The organism is Primorskyibacter marinus (genome assembly GCF_003313245.1).
Classification (GTDB): domain Bacteria; phylum Pseudomonadota; class Alphaproteobacteria; order Rhodobacterales; family Rhodobacteraceae; genus Primorskyibacter; species Primorskyibacter marinus.
Map to the genome: position 1 here is coordinate 35,978 of NZ_QJSD01000013.1, position 14,384 is coordinate 50,361.

Below are 14,384 nucleotides of genomic sequence, written 5' to 3' on the forward strand. Positions count from 1 at the left end.
CGCCCTCCCGTCGGTCATCATCCGACACCCATCCGCATCGAACAAGCCCTACGAGGGTCGTAGGGCATCGCGCAGGCGGTCTTCGTCGAGATGCACGCCAAGGCCCGGCCCCTGCGGCACGCGGAGGTGGAAATCTTCGATCACCAGCGGGTCACGCACGATTTCCGAGACATGCAGGCGCGGGCCGAAATGCTCGCATCCCCAAGGCAGACGTGGCAGGGTGGCGAAGACCGCTAGATGCGCCGCCGCCCCGATCGAACCTTCCAGCAAGCAGCCGCCGTAAAGCTCCATGCCGCTGCTTTCCGCGACCCTTGCCGCCTGGGACAGCGCCATAAGACCGCCGCTCTTGACCAGTTTCAGCGAATAAACGCTGCCGCAGCCCATGGTGCCGGCGCGGGTAATCTCGCGGTGGGAAAAGGCGGCTTCGTCGACCATAAGCGGGATCGGGCTTTGCGCCGCGACCCGTGCCATGCCCTCGAAATCGTCGCCGGGCAGCGGTTGTTCGATCAGGTCGACCTGCAATTCCTTCAAGACAGGCAGGTAGCGGCGGCAGTCGGCCTCGCTCCACGCCTGGTTCACATCGACGATCAGGCGGCGCATTTCCGGCACCTCATCGCGCAATTTTTGCAGGCGGCGCAAGTCGGCCTCGGGACTGGCAAAGCCGAGCTTGATCTTGAAGTCACGGTGTTCACGGGTGGCCAGCTTGGCGCGGGCCTCCTCGACCTCCTGTTCGGCATCGCCAGAGGCCAGCGCCCAGAGCACCGGCACGCTCTCGCGCAATGCCCCGCCGAGGAGAGTCGTCACGGACAGGTCGAGCGACCGCGCGAGCGCATCAAAGGTCGCGGTCTCGATGGCTCCCTTGGCGGAATTATTGCGAAAGGCGGCCCGGGACATGCGCGCTGCCACCTCGGCAGGCCGTGCGGCGGGACAGCCGATCAGCGCGGGCGTCAAGTAGCGCGTCACCACCGCCTGGATCGATTCCACTGATTCTTCGGCCCAGCGGGGCCCGCCAAGCACCGCCGCCTCACCGATGCCTTCGACCCCGTTGGCCAGCCGCACCCGGACCAGCACAAACTCGCGCTTGCTGAACTCGGTGTTGGACAGCCGATGCGCACGAATGCTGGGCAGGGTAACGATCTGGGCCCGGATCTCGCGGATGGCGGTCCGGCTGATGAAGTCCTGGTCCTGCGTCACGGTATCGACGGCCTCGGCGGTGGAATACGCCATTGGGTTCTCCTTGGAATAAAGAAGCGGACGCCCCGAAGGACGCCCGCGAGGCGAGGTTACGGGTTACTCGGCGGCCACCGCCTGGGCCTCGGCATCGCGCTTGAGGCGGAAATCGAAGCGCATCACCAGATCGGTGTCGGCCCCGTCAGGCGCTGGTTTCATGTCACCGATCAGGCTTTCTTTGACGGCAAAGACAGAATCGTTGTCGAGATACTCGGTCTCGCTGTCGTAGATCTGGCTGATCAAGGGCTTGTAGCCTGGCTTCGAGATCATGAAGTGAATGTGGCCGGGGCGCATCGGGTGATGACCCATGTAGTTCAGCAGTTCGCCGGCCGCGCCATCATAGGGGATCGGATAGGGCTCGGGGCGCAGGCCGACGAAATCATAAGAGCCATCGGCCTCGGTCAGGAAGCGGCCGCGCAGGTTGTAATCGGGCTGCTCCGGGTCCTGCTGCTCGTAAAGCCCGTTTGGCGCATCCTCCCAGACGTCGATTTGCACGCCTTCGATGGGGTCGCCCTTCGTATCCACGACACGGCCCGAAACGCGCACGGTTTTCTGACCTTCGAAATCCTTCTGCACGATGCTGGCACCCTTGGGCAGGACTGGCGGGTTCTCGCGGTAGAACGGGCCCAGCACGGTGCTTTCGCTTTCACCGTCGGTGACCTGGTTGTCGAGCATGTCGACCAGAACCTCGACGCCGAGGATATCGCAGATCAGGATGAATTCGTTGCGCGCCTCGCTTGAAATATCGCCCGCGCGGCGCATCCATTCGCAGCCCTCCAGCCATTCGCCGTGGGTCAGGTTCACCTCTTTGACGAAGGCGTGGAAATGCTTCAGCGCCGAGGTCATGATCTCGCGGTTACGGTCTGGAATATCGGGTTTCATCGCGCCGGTGACGGCCTCGGTGATGTTGTCCAGGGTGATGTTTCGCATGGGTTTCTCCTCCTTTGCGTATGTGGTGGGCGTTACCAGATCGCCTCGGCGATCGGATCGCAGAGTTCCGGTGCTGGGGCCTGTCCGCCGATGACGCCGAAGCGGCCCTTGTAGAAGATCAGCGGGCGCGCACCGGGATCGGTGAGCAGCCGACTGACATGGCCGATGAAGATCGTGTGATCGCCGGCCTGCACCTCGTTGACGATGTCGCAGGCATAGGCCGCCAGCGCACCGCGGATCACCGGCAGGCGGTCGAGATCGTCGAACGGATTGGCAAGGCCCTCGACGGGCCGTCCGGCGAAGTGCCAGGCCAACCGCTCGGAGCCTTCGGCGAGCGTGCTGACCGAGAAGCGGCCGGTCTGTCGCAGATGCGGCAGGATTTTCGCGCGCTCCCCGATGGAGATGGAGATCAGTGGCGGATCAAGCGAGATAGACATGAAGGCATTGGCGGTCATGCCGTGGTCGCCATCGGCATGGCGTGTGGCGATGACGTTGACGCCGGTGCCAAACAGGCCGCAGGCATCGCGAAGCTGGCGGGGATCAAGTTGGGTCATGCGGAGGTCTCCGGGTTGAGGCCGGGACGCAGCAGCGTCGCCGCGGCGGCAGTCAGTCCTTGTTCCAGCAGGCCGCGGATGCGGGTCGAGGACACCACCTCGCCAGCGGCGCAGCGCACCGGGGGTTGGACATGAACGTCGAACCGGCGGGCCAGCAGGGATACGTCGCCTTCCTGTTTCGCGCCGAAACGGAAGTCGCCACCAACGCGGATCTCGCGGGGGGCCAGCAGGGCCAGTCTGGCCATGAACGCGGCGGGAGAGAGCGCGCGGAGCGCCTCGTCGAAGGAAAACACCACCACATGGTCGGGCCCCAGCGCCGAGATGCGGGCCAGTTTCGCCGCCAGCGGGCAAAGCTGCGTGGCGCGGCCGAAGAAAACCTTGGGCGGCGGATCGAAGGTGCAGACCACAGAGGGCACGCCCAAGGCGCGCGCTCGTTTCACGGTGCCGGAAATCAGCGTCTGGTGGCCGGAATGCACACCGTCAAACGCCCCCAGCGTGACGACGCTGGCACCAAGCGTTGGCACGTCGCGGTGAAAGTGGGTCAGGTCGGGTTGGTCAAACATGGCGGCCTCCTCTGCCGGTTAGGTCGACATTAGCGGCACCGGGCCTGAGGAGGCGATACCCGGAACGGTATGCTGTCATACCTAGCGGCACGGGCCGTGTCGGACGCAGGGTAAGGGCATATCGTCGGGCGGCACTCAGGCCGTTCCGTCGCTTCATCGGAGGAGAAAGACCATGCCCAAAGACGCCACACCCGGTTCCAAGACCGAGGCTTTCACCGGACAGGAGTTTCTGGAAAGCATTCAGGACAGCCGCGAGATCTATATCTATGGTGAGCGCGTGAAAGACGTGACCAAGCACCCCGCCTTCCGCAATTCCGCTCGGATGGTGGCGCGCTGGTACGACAGGTTCCACGAGCGCAAGGACATAATCGGTGTCGCGGCCGACAATGGTTCTGGCAATATCACGCATCCGTTTTTCCTGGGCTCGAAAACCAGCGAGGACCTGATCAAGAGCCGCGACGCGGTGGCCGACCTGCAGCAGGTCTCTTACGGGTGGATGGGCCGGTCGCCCGACTACAAGGCGGCCTTCCTTGGCACGCTGGGTGCCAATAGCGGGTTCTACGGCGAGTATGCCGGCAATGCGCTGAACTGGTACAAAAAGACCCAGAATCGGCTGGACTACTGGAACCATGCAATCGTCAATCCGCCGATCGACCGCGACCGTGCGATCGAGGAGGTCCGCGACGTCTTCATGCATGTCGAGAAGGAAACCGACGCCGGGCTGATTGTCTCGGGTGCCAAGGTGGTGGCGACCGGATCGGCACTGACCCACTACAATTTCATCGCCCATTACGGCATCCCGGTAAAGGACAAGGAATTCGCCCTGATCTTTACTGCGCCGATGGACGCCGAAGGGGTCAAGCTGATCGCCCGGTCGTCCTATGAGTTCAACGCCGCCGCCACCGGATCGCCGTTCGACTATCCGCTGTCCTCGCGAATGGACGAAAACGATTCCATCCTCGTCTTCGACAAGGTGCTGGTGCCCTGGGAGAACATCTTTGTTTACGGCGACACCGACAAGATCAACCAGTTTTTCCCGGCCTCCGGCTTCGTGCCCCGCTTTACCCTGCACGGGCTGACCCGGTTGTCGGTCAAGCTGGATTTTATCGCCGGCCTGTTCTCGATGGCAGTCGAGGCGACGGGGTCCAAGGATTTCCGCGGCGTGCAGACCGCAGTGGGAGAAGTTCTGGCCTGGCGCAACCTTTTCCATGGTCTATCCGACGCCATGGTGAAATCCCCCGTCCCCTGGGATGGCACGGACGGCTACAACCTGCCCAACACCAATGTCGGCCTTGCCTACCGGGTCTTCGCGCCCATGGCCTATGGCCGGATCAAGGAGTTGATCGAGCGCCATGTTGCATCCGGGCTGATCTATCTGCCCTCCTCGGCGGCCGATTTCGAAAGCGAAGCGATCCGGCCCTATCTCGACCGCTTCGTGCGCGGTTCGAACGGTTATGCGGCCATCGACCGCGTCAAGCTGCTCAAACTGCTCTGGGATGCCATCGGCACCGAATTCGGCGGCCGGCATGAGCTCTACGAGCGTAATTACGCGGGCAACTACGAAAACACCCGCATCGAGACCCTGTTGAACGCCACTGCCAGTGGCGACCTCGCCAACCTGCAAGGTTTCGTGTCCCAGTGCATGGGCGAATACGACCTGTCCGGCTGGACCGGCAAGGACCTGATCAATCCCGATGACATCAACCTCGTCGGACGCGGGATGCTCCAGGGCTTCAGCTGAAGATCAGATATTGGGGGGCCGTCTCACATCAGAGATGGCCCCTTTGTCCATCCGCGAGAGAGATGTGATTCCCGAAAATACCCCCTTTGATCGCGAGAGTTTTTCTCTAGATTTTCCTGAATTGGGACAGGATTGCAAACCCAAGAACGCGTTCATCATCAAACAAGGCGACGATATGGCGGTTCATGGGGCGATGCTTCAGGACGTGTTTCGCCGCCACTCATACCTGACATAGAACTTTTGCAAGACATGTCTATAAGCACAGGACCACGATGCGATCGGCCTTGACCAAGACAAAGGCGTTCCCGCGTATTCGTCCGTTGCCCGATCGAACACCTTGCCTGGTCGGGAAAATGCGCTGAAGAAATGTTTCGTTACAGCAAGGTGATCCATGAATGTGATGTCGTACCGCTCAAGGTGCTGCACCTTCTGGTGAGCACCTTGTCCTGAGGGCTTCGATCCTGGCGATATGCTATGTCGTGTATGGCGCGGGCAGTTCGAAAAGATCGATGAACCGATGGCACAGGTCCGCCCTGCCAATTATCTCAACGCCAACCGTTTCGGGGGCCTCGTTGCCATAAAACACCGCCGCCAAGGGTGGGGCCGCAGGGGCAATGATGCGCAGATCGGGTGCATCCACCTCGCCCCGCGTGACAGGCAAGGCGCTGTTTTCAAGGCGGGCCGTAAACTGCGCCGTGCCAATGGTAAATTGAATCACGGCCGTCCTCCCCTGCGCGGCCTCAACTTTGAACATCGTTCTCAGCGACAGCATGAAGGACACTGGCGAGAGCGGCAGTGTCGGGTCATGCAATGGCGAAGCTGCGGCCCAGCGACCGAGTTCCTGGATGATCGGTTCAGCCGCATAGCCCCAGCCCGTCAGACCGTAGAGCTGCGCCGGCACCGGTTCGGGCGCTGTCGAACGCGCGATCACGCCATGGCCCTCAAGCCCAGCGAGCCGTTCGGTCAGCACCTTGGCGCTGAGCCCCGGCAAGCTGGTGCGAATATCGCTGAAGCGGCGCGGCCCGAACATCAACTCGCGGACAATCAGCATGGACCAGCGTTCGCCCAGCAACTCAAGCCCGAAGGCCGTGCCGCAGGCATCAGCGTACCAGCGTCCGTGGGGGGATTTCGCCATTTTGGTATCTTTTTGTAACTTCATGGTTGCTTTTTATAACTCAAGGAGTTTAGCCTGTCCACGTCCGGACATACGACTCGGGAGGAATGTCATGTCACAACAGGTGCACATTCCCAAGTTCTCAGATGGCGTTGTCGGGGGCCCGTGATCAAAGCCAAGCGATCACCCTGTCGCGATCAATGATTGACGCAAGCCTGGATGCAAAAAGGAGAGACACCATGACCTATGTCGCCGGGTTCCTGACCCCCGTCCCGAATGAAAACAAAGAAGCCTATATCGCAAGTGTCCACAAGGCCTGGCCGCTGTTCAAAGAATACGGTGCCTTGCAGATCGTGGAAAACTGGGGCGACGATGTCCCGGAAGGTAAGCACACCGATTTCAAACGTGCCGTGGCGTTGGAGGATGGCGAAACCGTTTGTTTTTCCTGGATCATCTGGCCCGACAAGGACACGCACGACAAATGCGGTGCCAGCATGCAGAGCGATCCGCGCTGGCAGGAGATGGACATGCCTTTTGACGGCAAGCGGATGATGTGGGGCGGCTTCACGCCCATGGTTGAGGAAAAGGCCTGAGTGGTGATGAAGGACGATACCCCACAGTTGACGATCTGGACCTTTGACTGGGTGCCCGATGGCCCGCGCGGCTACGTTCGGGACCTGCGGTTAAGTTGGGCCTGCGAGGAGGCGGGGTTGGACTATCAGGTCCGCACGGTTCCTTTTGAGGATCGCGGGGCAGAACATCTTGCCCATCAGCCTTTCGGCCAGGTGCCGTTTTTGACAGATGGCGACCTGCGTCTCTTTGAAAGTGGCGCGTGCCTGCTGCATCTTGCCGAGAAGAGCGAGGCCCTGATGCCGCAGAGCCCGGCAGAGAAAGCGGACACGCTGTCCTGGGTCGTTGCGGCATTGAACTCTGTCGAGATGGTCAGCCTGCCGTGGTGGTTCGTAGGATTGTCGAACCCACCCGAGAATCCGCTTGAAGGCTGGCTGCGCACACGTCTTGACGTGCTGGAGGGTCTGTTTGCCGCGCGTGACTGGCTGGCCGCCGGGCGTTTCACCGCCGCCGATCTGATCATGGCGGATGTTCTGCGCCTGCCTTGGGTCCGCGACCTTGGCGGATATCCCGCAACGGACGCTTATGTGGCGCGGATCTGTGCGCGCCCCGCCTTTCAAAAGGCCTATTCCAACCAAATGGCCCACTTCGCCGCAGCAGACGCGGCCCGCGCCGGTGAAACGTAAAATCTCTTGGAAAGAAGTGATATGACCAGCCAAACCAGTACCAATCTCCGCAACTCTCTTTTGCCCGCCGCAGCGCTTTTCTCTGCATTGGCTCTGCCCGCTGTCGCACAGGTCACGACGGGCCGGGTCATGTCCGGCGATCTGGGCATCTACTACGAGGTTCACGGCGATCTCACATCAGGCGTGACACCATTTCTCGTCCTGCATGGCGGCATGGGGGCAATCAGCGGCGATTTTGGCGATTTGCTGCCCGTTCTGACCGAACAGCGCCCCGTGATAGGGATCGAGCAACAGGGTCACGGCCATACGGGCGGACGTGAGGCCCAAGTCACGCTGGACGTCATGCGCGACGACACGCTGGCGGTACTTGATGCGCTGAAGGTGGAACGTGTGCATGTGGTCGGCTTTTCCATGGGGGGCATGCTGGCGATGGAACTCGGCGTGACCGCGCCGGAGCGGCTTGAAACCCTCTCTGCGATTTCGGTCAGTCAGAACCATGACGGCATGCATCCCGCCATTGTGGAAATGAACCGCAACCCCGGCGCGGCCCCATCACCTGAGGCGCTGGAACTGATGCCAACGCAAGAGGACTTCGCCGGGATGCAGGCGGCATATGCCGACAATCCAGACGGCCCCGAGCAGTTCGAGCGCACGATGCAGCAGCTTCACACACTGATCGTCGGTGATTGGGGCTGGAGCGATGATGAACTGACAGCAATAGAGGTGCCCACGCTGCTGTTGCTGGGTGATACCGATTTCACGCCTGTCGAACACGCCGCACAGATGGCGCAGAAGATCGGGGCACAGCTTGCCGTGCTGCCGGACACGACGCACGTGTCGATCATGTCCCGCGCTGATTGGCTGGCACCTTTGATCGCGAACCGGATCAAAACGGCGCAAGAGTGATGGCGCGAAGCCGGTACTGGACGAAGATATGACAGAGATCATCGGTAGCCCTGATTGCGGCAATTCACCGAAGAACAAATTCGTGCAGGACATCGTTGAATACGGCGCGGGAAAGGCCGAGCAGTTTGGCGCTACGGAAAGCTATCTTGCAGGTAACAACCTGGCCAGCACCTACGATCGCCTGACGGAAAGCGGTGTCAGCTTCACCCAGACCCCGGTAGATGCGGATGCGGTTCACATGGCGTTGCTTGATGACACATGCGGCAACCTGATCCAGCTTGTGCAGATCAAGGATGCGCAAACGCGGTGACGGGCGCTTGCGGTCCAATCCAAATGCCATCACCCGGCAAACAACCGCGTGGTGGCATTAACTTAACCGCTCACCCCATCTGCTCGCGGCGCAGCAGGATCACTGTCCCGGCCGGGTCTGATGTCCAATGGCCAGTGACATTGGTCAGCGGCTCCAGCTCGTCGCGGCAGGGGCTGCCCAGATGCGACAGTGCGGCGTCCGGATCGTCATCGAACAGCTCGATCCAGACATCTGTCTGGCTCTGGTGGGGCACCCGGTCGATCCACAGGGTTAAGCTGCCGAAATTGAAGCCCGTGCTGTTGTCCAACTCGCGGGTGACCGTCAGGCCCACCTTGTCGCGGTAGAAGGCCACAGTCTCTTCCCAGCGGTGCATCGGCACTTTGATGGCGATGTTCTTTCCCGGTTCCATGTGATGTAGTTCCTCTTTCAACGTTGATTTACCTGTAGAAACCGTCACGCAGGTTGATCCCGTGCTCCAGCCAGGCCTTCATCGCGCAGAGCATTGCCGTCCAGCCCTCACAGTTCCCAAAACATGAGGTCAGCCCGGCCTCGGTTTCGGGCCAGCCGTATTCGCTGATCCGCACCAAGGTGCGCCCGCCCTCCAGCGGGCTGAACTCCATGGTCACGGTCGTCCATGTGGAGGTTTTTTGGTCCGCCTCCCACTGCAAGACAATTTTTCTGTTGGGGATCACTTCCAGCACCATCACCGGGAAGGCGCCGGGAAAATCGTGGAAATCCCACGTCACCTCGACGCCGCTTTTCAGCCGCCCCCGCGCCCCGCCGGTGGTGAAGTATTGCGACAGAAGGTCAGGCGAGACCACGGCTTCGAAGACCTCCTCGACCGGCTTGGCGATACGCCCGGCCACTGTAAATTTCAGTTCCACGATACGAATCCTCTTTGCCTCGCTTTTATAATGTTATAATTCTATAACATGTCAATCGAAGATCAATATGATGCCTTGTTCAAAGCCCTCGGGCACCGCGTGCGGCGGCAAATACTGGATCTGATCAAGGACGGCCCGAAGACGACCGGCGTGCTGTGCAAGACGCTGGCAGAGCTTGACCGATGCACGGTGATGCAGCATTTGTCAGTATTGGAAAAAGCCGGGTTGGTCGTAGTCGAACGGCGCGGGCGTGAACGCTGGAACCATCTGGATGCCTTGCCGATCCATGATCTGCAAACCAGGTGGATCGGACCTTACGCCGCGCACGCGATCACGATGCTAGATGATCTAAGTAGGCTGGCCGGAACCGATGCGCCGGCCGCCGACATTGCTGACAAGAGTAATGCCTGAGACGCTTGAGCAGGGCGTTTTGTCCGCTCCTCACTTGTAAGAACAGCCCGCAGCGAGTGGGTCGTTTGAAAATCGTTCCTCCGCTTGGCTTTCGATGACCAGGTCGCCGAGATTCAGCGTCGTGTTACCGGAATGAACGGCTTTGCCGCACTCGGCATACACGTCACGGAGGCCGTCGGATAAGTATGGCCGGGGAAAGGGGACGCATGGCCGCCGCCCGAATTAAGCAAAAAGACGTCCAACATTTCGAAGCAGAGCGTTGACGAAACGAATGGCATCTCATTCTGGGCTCTCGCATGCTTGACGCCGCCGCGAACTGTAATTAGGCAATGCGCTATGGCGGGCCTGTAGCTCAATTGGTTAGAGCAGAGCGCTCATAACGCTTTGGTTGCGGGTTCAAGTCCTGCCGGGCCTACCAGATGCCTCAATAATTTGTTTTATTGCAGGAATGCGTCTTGTCTGGATGAACTTCTCGGGACGGTTCAGTCCGTACAGTTCGGAATGCTAGCCTGATCCCACCATTTACGCATATCGCCGTCCAAGCAATTTTCAGGGCAAGGCTTTCCGTCGCGCGTCTCCAGGAAGATAGCCGGAGGGGACGTTCAGGTCTGCGCGATAGCCAGAAGACCCTCGACGTTCAGATGCGTCTCGAGATGCGCGGCCAGCGCATCCAGTGTTTCCTCGACCACGCCATTGTAGGATTGCGGGCCTGTACTTACGCCAAGTGCGGCAAGCCAGGCGCGGCGAAACGCATCATCGGCGAACATCCCGTGCAGATAGCTGCCGCTGATCCGGCCATCGGGCGACACCGCGCCTTCGGGAGCGTCCGCGACATGGGCAAAGGGCCGCATCCTGTCGGGGCCGTCGCTGGTGCCGATGTGGATTTCATAGCCGCTGAAGGGCAGGCCCGTGGCCACATGACGGCCCGTCACCTCGGTCAGGTGTTTGTCGCCCCCCATTACCGTCGTGGTGTCAAGCAAACCCAGTCCGGGCGTGACGCCCGGCGGACCCTCCAGCCCATCGGGGTCGGCAACGCTTTGCCCCAGCATCTGATAGCCGCCGCATATCCCCAGTATGCGGCCGCCGCGTCGGTGATGTGCGATCAGGTCGATGTCCCAGCCCTGCGCGCGCAAGAATGCCAGATCGCCCCGTGTCGATTTCGATCCGGGCAGGATCACCACATCGGCATCCGCCGGCAGAGGGTGCCCGGCAGCTAGCATCGTTACCCGCACTCCCGGTTCTGCCAGAAGCGGATCGAGATCGTCAAAATTGGCAATGCGTGAGAATTGCAGGCAGACAATATGCAGACGTCCCTTGGAGGGTGCCTGTCGGATATCCAGCGCATCCTCGGCAGGCAGGCGCCAAGCATCGGCGAACCAGGGTGCGACACCAAAGCCGCGCCAGCCCGTGTGCGCCTCGATCATGGCATAGCCATCGTCGAAAAGACGCGGATCCCCGCGAAACTTGTTGATGATAAAGCCGCAGACACGGGCGGCATCCGCCGGGTCCAGCACCGCTTGTGTGCCGACGATCTGTGCGATGACGCCGCCACGGTCGATGTCGCCGCAGAGGATAACGGGCACTCCGGCGGCTTCGGCAAAGCCCATATTGGCGATATCGCCCTTGCGCAGATTGATTTCCGCCGGGCTGCCAGCCCCCTCGACGATCACCAGATCATGCGCGCGGCCCAGCCGACCGAAACTGTCCAGAACCGAAGCCATCAGGGTGGGCTTGATTTTGAAATAATCGCGGGCCTTGGTGGTCGTCAGTCGCTGGCCCTGCACGATCACCTGCGCCCCCGTGTCGGTTTCCGGCTTTAGCAGGACGGGGTTCATGTCGGTATGCGCGCGCAGCCCGCAGGCCTGTGCCTGAAGCGCCTGCGCGCGGCCGATCTCGCCGCCATCGGATGTGACGGCAGCGTTATTCGACATGTTCTGTGGCTTGAACGGGGCCACCGACAACCCGCGATTGCGGGCGGCGCGGCACAGCCCTGCAACCAGCATGGATTTGCCGACATTGGACCCGGTGCCCTGAATCATCAGCGCCCGCGCCATGCCTACATCTCCACACCGTTTTGCGCCTTGATGCCGTCGCGGAACGGATGCTTGACCAGCGTCATTTCGGTAACAAGGTCCGCCGCCTCGATCAGTTCGGGTTTCGCGTTGCGCCCGGTCAGGCAAACATGGGTCATGGGCGGTTTGTGGTGCAGCAGAAAATCGACAACCTCGTCGATATCCAGATAGTCATACCGCAGGGCGATATTGATTTCGTCGAGCAGAACAAAGCGAATATCAGGGTCGAGGATCTGCTCTTTGGCGATCTTCCAGCCGTTTTGCGCGGCCGCTATATCGCGTTCGCGGTCCTGTGTTTCCCATGTGAACCCTTCGCCCGAGACGAAAAACCGGCAGTCATCGGCAAAGCGGTCGCGCAGGAACAGCTTTTCACCGGTCACCCAATCGCCCTTGATGAACTGGACCACAGCGCAGGGCATGCCGTGGGCGATGCAGCGCATGATCATGCCGAACCCTGATGACGATTTGCCCTTGCCCGCGCCGGTATGGACGATGATCAGGCCTTTTTCCTCGGTCTTGGTCTGCATCATCTTGTCACGGGCCTGCTTGATCTTGCGCATTTTATCCGCATGGCGCGTATTAATGTCGTCGGTCATTGTTCATCCCCGTTCTTGACAATCCAATTGGTTTGGGAGCATCTGCACCTGTGTTGGTGCCTGTGTAAACAGGTGAAAAGGGAATGTGCGCCCGGAGGTTTTCCGGTTAAGCACAGCCGCCCCCGCGACCGAGAACGGAAAAAGGTGGATCACCGCCACTGGCCAAAGGCTGGGAAGGCAGATCCACCGCAGGGCACCGCCCCTAAATCCGTGAGCCGGGAGACCTGCCAACACATGTTGCCACGACCGGACGGGGTGTTCCGGTGTCGGGGATTGCTCTGCTGGTCAGTGCCGCCTCGCCATCAGACCCGCGTCCCATTTCTAAATGGGACCGAAGACCATGACAGACAAACGAAACCCTACAAGTCGGGACGGCCCGCTGACGCAGCTTTTGGTCTGCGTCAAATGCCGACGGGGCCAAGACATGCCGCAGGATGCGCGCCGCCCCGGTGAGGCGCTTTATGATGCGATCACCGCGCTGGAGATGCCGCCGGGGGTCAGTATTGCGCCGGTCGAATGTTTGCAGAACTGCGATTACGGCTGCACCGTCGCGCTGCGCGGCGGAGATGACAAATGGACCTATGTCTTCGCCAATGTTGACGAGGTCGATCACGCGCAAATGATCCTGGACGGTGCTGCGCGCTATCACATCACAAATGACGGCTTGATCCCCTGGCGCGAGCGTCCCGAGCATTTCAAGCGCAATTGCGTGGCCCGTATCCCCCCAATAACCCAGCCTCAGGAGGCCCTGAATGACTGATCTTGCGAAACTTCCTGTCACCGTGATCACCGGGTTTCTCGGCTCTGGCAAGACCACACTGATCCGGGGGCTGATGCAGAACCCCGGCGGCAAGCGTCTGGCCGTGATCGTCAACGAATTCGGCGATGTTGGCGTAGACGGAGAAATCCTTAAAAGCTGTGCGATCCCCGATTGCCCGGCCGAGAATATCCTTGAACTGGCCAATGGCTGCATCTGCTGCACCGTGGCCGATGATTTCATTCCCACGATAGAGGCGCTGATGGCGCTGGAGTCGCGCCCCGATCACATCCTGATCGAAACGTCGGGGCTGGCGCTGCCAAAGCCGCTGCTCAAGGCGTTCGATTGGCCCGATATCCGGTCGAAAATCACCGTGGACGGGGTGATTGCCCTTGCCGATGCCGAGGCGGTGGCAGCAGGCCGGTTCGCGCCCAACGTGGCGGCGGTGGATGCGCAGCGCGTGGCCGATGACAGCATCGACCACGAAACACCCTTGTCGGAGGTGTTCGAAGATCAGATTGCCTGCGCCGACATCATCCTGCTGACCAAGCCCGATCTGGCCGGTCCCGAAGGTGTTGCCAAGGCCAAGGCGCTGATCGAGGCCGAGGTGCCGCGCCCCTTGCCGGTGGTCGAGGTTGCCGAGGGCGTGATTGATGCCCGTATCATTCTGGGGCTTGAGGCCGCCGCAGAGGATGACATGGAGGCCCGGCCCAGCCATCACGACGACCACGACGATCACGAACATGACGATTTTGAATCCATCGTCGTGGACATTCCCGATCAGGCCGATCCCGCCACGCTGGTCGCCGCGATCGAGGGTCTGGCGCGTGATCACAACATCCTCCGCATCAAGGGTTATGCTGCGGTGACGGGCAAACCGATGCGCCTTCTGGTGCAGGCGGTGGGCGCGCGCGTGCGCCACCAGTATGACCGCCCGTGGCGCAATGACGAGGCGCGGCAAGGCAGGCTGGTGGTGATCGCCGAGCATGACGACATCAATGCCGACGTGATCCGCGCCGCCCTTGGTGTGGCCTCGGTCCGCGCGGCAGAGTAACTGCCG

The 14,384-nt window shown here is 61.0% G+C and carries 17 protein-coding genes, 1 tRNA gene, 1 pseudogene and 1 riboswitch; of the genes and pseudogenes, 10 read left to right on the top strand and 9 right to left on the bottom strand.

Going from position 1 to position 14,384, the window contains the following annotated elements:
* Positions 1 to 48: 48 nt before the first annotated feature.
* The 4 genes from DMZ65_RS14340 to DMZ65_RS14355 all read right to left on the bottom strand — a co-directional run bounded on the left by DMZ65_RS14340 (position 49) and on the right by DMZ65_RS14355 (position 3,277).
* Positions 49 to 1,227 (bottom strand): muconate/chloromuconate family cycloisomerase, encoded by a 1,179-nt coding sequence (locus DMZ65_RS14340; protein WP_116599573.1) that lies wholly within the window; start codon positions 1,225 to 1,227, stop codon positions 49 to 51.
* Between the two features lie 63 nt (positions 1,228 to 1,290).
* Complete coding sequence (locus DMZ65_RS14345; RefSeq protein WP_116599574.1) at positions 1,291 to 2,160, bottom strand: dioxygenase family protein; 870 nt, start codon at positions 2,158 to 2,160, stop codon at positions 1,291 to 1,293.
* 32 nt (positions 2,161 to 2,192) lie between these two features.
* Positions 2,193 to 2,714 carry a flavin reductase family protein gene (locus tag DMZ65_RS14350; protein ID WP_116599575.1) on the bottom strand — a complete coding sequence of 174 codons (522 nt, stop codon included), beginning with the start codon at positions 2,712 to 2,714 and terminating at the stop codon, positions 2,193 to 2,195.
* Positions 2,711 to 3,277: an FAD synthetase family protein gene (locus tag DMZ65_RS14355; RefSeq protein WP_116599576.1), complete on the bottom strand. Its 567-nt coding sequence runs from the start codon at positions 3,275 to 3,277 to the stop codon at positions 2,711 to 2,713. The genes DMZ65_RS14350 and DMZ65_RS14355 overlap by 4 nt, the downstream gene beginning before the upstream one ends.
* A 172-nt stretch (positions 3,278 to 3,449) precedes the next feature.
* On the opposite strand from DMZ65_RS14355, the gene DMZ65_RS14360 reads away from it, so the two are divergent.
* Both DMZ65_RS14360 and DMZ65_RS20235 read left to right on the top strand, forming a co-directional pair.
* A complete protein-coding gene (locus DMZ65_RS14360) occupies positions 3,450 to 5,018 on the top strand; it encodes a 4-hydroxyphenylacetate 3-hydroxylase N-terminal domain-containing protein (RefSeq protein WP_116599577.1) in 1,569 nt (522 codons plus the stop codon).
* 315 nt (positions 5,019 to 5,333) lie between these two features.
* A pseudogene (locus tag DMZ65_RS20235) lies at positions 5,334 to 5,468 on the top strand (hypothetical protein); the annotation flags it as partial.
* Between the two features lie 22 nt (positions 5,469 to 5,490).
* Here the strand turns inward: DMZ65_RS20235 and DMZ65_RS14370 are convergent.
* The gene (locus tag DMZ65_RS14370) at positions 5,491 to 6,153 is read right to left on the bottom strand and encodes a winged helix-turn-helix transcriptional regulator (RefSeq protein WP_232825001.1); all 663 of its coding nucleotides are present in this window, start codon (positions 6,151 to 6,153) and stop codon (positions 5,491 to 5,493) included.
* A gap of 218 nt (positions 6,154 to 6,371) precedes the next feature.
* Here DMZ65_RS14370 and DMZ65_RS14375 point away from each other — a divergent pair, with 218 nt between their 5' ends.
* Genes DMZ65_RS14375 through DMZ65_RS19725 form a run of 4 tightly spaced genes read left to right on the top strand, consistent with a single transcriptional unit; the run spans position 6,372 to position 8,604 of the window.
* Positions 6,372 to 6,725, top strand: coding sequence for a DUF1428 domain-containing protein (locus DMZ65_RS14375; protein ID WP_116599643.1), 354 nt, complete (start codon positions 6,372 to 6,374; stop codon positions 6,723 to 6,725).
* A 6-nt stretch (positions 6,726 to 6,731) separates the two neighbouring features.
* Entirely contained in the window at positions 6,732 to 7,388 is a 657-nt protein-coding gene (locus tag DMZ65_RS14380) for a glutathione S-transferase family protein (protein WP_116599580.1), read from the top strand.
* Between the two features lie 21 nt (positions 7,389 to 7,409).
* Positions 7,410 to 8,294, top strand: coding sequence for an alpha/beta fold hydrolase (locus DMZ65_RS14385; RefSeq protein WP_116599581.1), 885 nt, complete (start codon positions 7,410 to 7,412; stop codon positions 8,292 to 8,294).
* Between the two features lie 28 nt (positions 8,295 to 8,322).
* Entirely contained in the window at positions 8,323 to 8,604 is a 282-nt protein-coding gene (locus tag DMZ65_RS19725) for a VOC family protein (protein ID WP_198662705.1), read from the top strand.
* Positions 8,605 to 8,674: 70 nt separating this feature from the next.
* On the opposite strand, the gene DMZ65_RS14395 is transcribed toward DMZ65_RS19725, so the two are convergent.
* Together DMZ65_RS14395 and DMZ65_RS14400 are read right to left on the bottom strand one after the other, a co-directional pair.
* Positions 8,675 to 9,013: a hypothetical protein gene (locus DMZ65_RS14395; RefSeq protein WP_116599582.1), complete on the bottom strand. Its 339-nt coding sequence runs from the start codon at positions 9,011 to 9,013 to the stop codon at positions 8,675 to 8,677.
* A 28-nt stretch (positions 9,014 to 9,041) separates the two neighbouring features.
* Positions 9,042 to 9,488, bottom strand: coding sequence for an SRPBCC family protein (locus DMZ65_RS14400; protein WP_116599583.1), 447 nt, complete (start codon positions 9,486 to 9,488; stop codon positions 9,042 to 9,044).
* 48 nt (positions 9,489 to 9,536) lie between these two features.
* Here DMZ65_RS14400 and DMZ65_RS14405 point away from each other — a divergent pair, with 48 nt between their 5' ends.
* Both DMZ65_RS14405 and DMZ65_RS14415 read left to right on the top strand, forming a co-directional pair.
* Entirely contained in the window at positions 9,537 to 9,899 is a 363-nt protein-coding gene (locus DMZ65_RS14405; protein WP_116599584.1) for an ArsR/SmtB family transcription factor, read from the top strand.
* Positions 9,900 to 10,240: 341 nt separating this feature from the next.
* A tRNA-Ile gene (locus DMZ65_RS14415) sits at positions 10,241 to 10,317 on the top strand.
* Positions 10,318 to 10,501: 184 nt separating this feature from the next.
* Here DMZ65_RS14415 and DMZ65_RS14420 read toward each other — a convergent pair.
* A complete protein-coding gene (locus tag DMZ65_RS14420; protein WP_116599585.1) occupies positions 10,502 to 11,953 on the bottom strand; it encodes a cobyric acid synthase in 1,452 nt (483 codons plus the stop codon).
* A 2-nt stretch (positions 11,954 to 11,955) separates the two neighbouring features.
* Positions 11,956 to 12,567, bottom strand: a complete 612-nt coding sequence (cobO, locus tag DMZ65_RS14425) for a cob(I)yrinic acid a,c-diamide adenosyltransferase (protein ID WP_116599586.1) — start codon at positions 12,565 to 12,567, stop codon at positions 11,956 to 11,958.
* 37 nt (positions 12,568 to 12,604) lie between these two features.
* A riboswitch (cobalamin riboswitch) is annotated at positions 12,605 to 12,813 on the top strand.
* 94 nt (positions 12,814 to 12,907) lie between these two features.
* On the opposite strand from cobO, the gene DMZ65_RS14430 reads away from it, so the two are divergent.
* Both DMZ65_RS14430 and cobW read left to right on the top strand, forming a co-directional pair.
* Complete coding sequence (locus tag DMZ65_RS14430) at positions 12,908 to 13,327, top strand: DUF1636 family protein (RefSeq protein WP_116599644.1); 420 nt, start codon at positions 12,908 to 12,910, stop codon at positions 13,325 to 13,327.
* Positions 13,320 to 14,378, top strand: a complete 1,059-nt coding sequence (gene cobW, locus DMZ65_RS14435) for a cobalamin biosynthesis protein CobW (protein ID WP_116599587.1) — start codon at positions 13,320 to 13,322, stop codon at positions 14,376 to 14,378. Before DMZ65_RS14430 ends, cobW begins: the two co-directional genes overlap by 8 nt.
* Positions 14,379 to 14,384 lie beyond the last annotated feature (6 nt).